Annotated in this window: 5 protein-coding genes; 2 read left to right on the forward strand and 3 right to left on the reverse strand. The window is 59.9% G+C overall.

Annotated elements, in window-relative coordinates:
- Positions 1-17 precede the first annotated feature (17 nt).
- Genes ADADOO_RS08865 through ADADOO_RS08875 form a run of 3 tightly spaced genes read right to left on the reverse strand, consistent with a single transcriptional unit; the run spans position 18 to position 1290 of the window.
- The gene (locus tag ADADOO_RS08865) at positions 18-530 is read right to left on the reverse strand and encodes a chemotaxis protein CheW (protein WP_511276823.1); all 513 of its coding nucleotides are present in this window, start codon (positions 528-530) and stop codon (positions 18-20) included.
- Between the two features lie 5 nt (positions 531-535).
- The gene (locus ADADOO_RS08870) at positions 536-901 is read right to left on the reverse strand and encodes a response regulator transcription factor (protein WP_511276825.1); all 366 of its coding nucleotides are present in this window, start codon (positions 899-901) and stop codon (positions 536-538) included.
- Positions 902-915: 14 nt separating this feature from the next.
- The gene (locus tag ADADOO_RS08875) at positions 916-1290 is read right to left on the reverse strand and encodes a response regulator (RefSeq protein WP_226405783.1); all 375 of its coding nucleotides are present in this window, start codon (positions 1288-1290) and stop codon (positions 916-918) included.
- Between the two features lie 224 nt (positions 1291-1514).
- On the opposite strand from ADADOO_RS08875, the gene thiD reads away from it, so the two are divergent.
- Both thiD and ADADOO_RS08885 read left to right on the forward strand, forming a co-directional pair.
- Positions 1515-2384, forward strand: coding sequence for a bifunctional hydroxymethylpyrimidine kinase/phosphomethylpyrimidine kinase (thiD, locus tag ADADOO_RS08880; RefSeq protein ID WP_511276826.1), 870 nt, complete (start codon positions 1515-1517; stop codon positions 2382-2384).
- A gap of 1 nt (position 2385) precedes the next feature.
- Positions 2386-2648: thiamine phosphate synthase (locus ADADOO_RS08885; protein ID WP_511276828.1), on the forward strand; the 263-nt coding region annotated here is incomplete at its 3' end.

Raw genomic sequence — 2648 nt, forward strand, 5'->3', positions numbered from 1 at the left:
GGGGCGAAAGCCCTCTGTCAAACCCCGATATTCATGAAATCCTGATCGGCAAGCAGTTCGCGCACCGAAAGTTTGTGCCAGATTTTTCCCTGCGTATCGGCGAAACGCTGTCTACCCCAAGCCGGCATCACGGCATCGACCGGTTCAACAGTGAAATCCTCAGGGTTTTTCAGGCCGAGCATGCGTGACACAAGCAGGGCGGCATTGACGCCGTGACGCGCGCCGATCAGCAGCAAGCGCGCGTTGGCATTCTGGACGATGGGCGGACCACCACGAAAGAGCGAGAAATCGCTGACCGCGTGCAGGTTGCCGCGAATATTGGCAATGCCGGCAAACCACGGGCGGGTCATGGGAACCGGGGCCAGCAGAGAGGCCTGAACGATTTCTCCACCATCGGAAAGATCGACCAGCCAGGACTCGCCCCCGGCCTCTACGCCAAGCCAGGACGAAGACCCTTTACCCTTGGCCGCATTGCTCAGACGCGTCGCCAGATATTCCTGAAAATCACGAAGACTGGTTTTCCGGGCCATCTGGATTACGGCAGAGCGGCGATTCGTTGCAGCAATTCTTCCGGAATCAGCGGCTTGACGAGGTAGTCAACTGCGCCCTGACGCAAACCCCATATCTTGTCGGTTTCCTGCCCCTTGGTTGTGCAGACGATGATCGGGATATTTTTTGTTTCGTCGTCGCGGGTCAGGGTGCGCGTGGCCTGATAGCCATTCAGGCCGGGCATCACGACGTCCATGAGAATCAGATCAGGCTTGTTGGCCTTGGCCTTGGCGATTCCCTCTTCGCCATTTTCCGCGGTGGTCACCTGGTAACCAGCCTTGGTCAGCACATCGACGGTAAAAAAACGCTCAGTGGGCGAATCGTCGACAACGAGGATGTTTTTAACAGGCATGCGCTCTCCCTGAGCTACGTGTTGGATTCTGTCTCGGCCGGCAAGGCAAAGGTGGCGACCGTTTGCAGCAGGCTGTCTTTGGTAAATGGTTTGGTCAGGTACTGGTCGGAACCGACCATGCGGCCGCGCGCCCGGTCAAACAAGCCGTCCTTGGACGAGAGCATGATGACTGGCGTGGCCTTGAATTTGGGATTTTTCTTGATCAGCGAGCAAGTCTGGTAGCCATCAAGACGTGGCATCATGATGTCGCAGAAAATGACGCTGGGCTGGTGGTCGGCGATCTTGGCCAGCGCATCGAAGCCGTCTTCGGCGAGAACAACCTGACACCCGGCCTGGACGAGAAATATCTCGGCGCTGCGCCGTATCGTATTGCTGTCGTCAATGACCATGACCCTGACGCCGCGCAGTCTGGATAAATCAGCCACTTTTCCCTGTCCCCTGTGCCTCTGATGAAGGCTCTATCGGTACATCATACTACGGAAGTATTACCGCGAGGCAAGGCCAACAACAGTGTTACAGCAATTTGATGACTACTTCGGCCGCCTCGAGATTCGGATAAAATCGCGGCCATCTTACCCAATTCCCTTCGCGCCCGCCAAGGGTTCGAATATCGATGAATTCCACCGTTCCCACCCCGCCCTGCCCGCCGATGGTGCTGGTCTTTTCGGCCAGTGACCCGTCTGCGGGCGCCGGGATGCAGGCCGACATCCTCACGCTGGTCAGCCTCGGCTGCCACCCGCTCAGCGCGTTGACGGCGCTGACTGTGCAGGACACGGTAGGGGTGCAGAGCGTCCAGGCGGTCAGCGCCGAACTGCTCGAGCAGCAGGCGCGAACGATTCTCGAGGACATGCCCGTGGCCGCGTTCAAGATTGGCATGCTGGGCAGCGTCGAAAACGTCATTGCGGTCGCCGAAATCATTTCGGACTACCCGGATACTCCACTGATCTTCGACCCCGTACTCACTTCCGGGCGGGGCGACGAGTTGTCGAGTGAGGATGTCATTTCGGCGATTCGTGAAATGCTGCTGCCGCAAACCACCTTGCTTACCCCGAATGCGCCGGAAGCACGGCGCCTGGCTGAAAGCGACGAGGACGATGGCGAGCCGTCAATTGACGTGTGCGCCCAGCGCCTGATCGAGATGGGCGCGCAGTACGTGCTGATTACCGGCACCCATGAAAACACCCCGAAGGTGGTCAACACGCTGTATGGCGCCGACGGTGTCATTCGTCGCGACGAGTGGGACCGCCTGCCGGGCAGTTACCACGGTTCCGGTTGCACGCTGGCCTCAGCCATTGCCGGCTGCATCGCCGGCGGGGCCAGCATGGAAGACGCCGTGCACGAGGCCCAGGATTACACGTGGCAGGCGCTGGCTGCCGGCTTCCGGGCCGGCATGGGGCAGTTCATCCCGGACCGCTTTTTCTGGGCGCGCGGCGACAATGACGAAGCGGAAATGAACGACCCTGCCCAGACCAATGGGAAATAAATTGCGCGGCCTTTACGCCATCACGCCTGAGCGCGCCGATGGCACTCGTTTGCTGAGCGAGGTTGAAGCCGCCCTGACCGGCGGTTGTCGCCTCGTTCAATATCGCGACAAAACCAGCCCGATGCCCGAACGCGTCGCCCGCGCCCGGGCATTGCGCACACTGACCCGCCACTACGAGGCGAAACTGCTGATCAACGACGACATCGCCCTGACCGTTCTCGTCGGAGCCGACGGCGTGCATCTCGGCAAGGATGACGGCAACCT

Source organism: Azonexus sp. (genome assembly GCF_036170495.1).
Classification (GTDB): domain Bacteria; phylum Pseudomonadota; class Gammaproteobacteria; order Burkholderiales; family Rhodocyclaceae; genus Azonexus.

Bases quoted from the DNA above. Each gene is read 5' to 3' on its own strand.
- ADADOO_RS08865 (WP_511276823.1), bottom strand. From the start codon at position 530: ATGGCCCGGAAAACCAGTCTTCGTGATTTTCAGGAATATCTGGCGACG.
- ADADOO_RS08870 (WP_511276825.1), bottom strand. From the start codon at position 901: ATGCCTGTTAAAAACATCCTCGTTGTCGACGATTCGCCCACTGAGCGT.
- ADADOO_RS08875 (WP_226405783.1), bottom strand. From the start codon at position 1,290: ATGGTCATTGACGACAGCAATACGATACGGCGCAGCGCCGAGATATTT.
- thiD (WP_511276826.1), top strand. From the start codon at position 1,515: ATGAATTCCACCGTTCCCACCCCGCCCTGCCCGCCGATGGTGCTGGTC.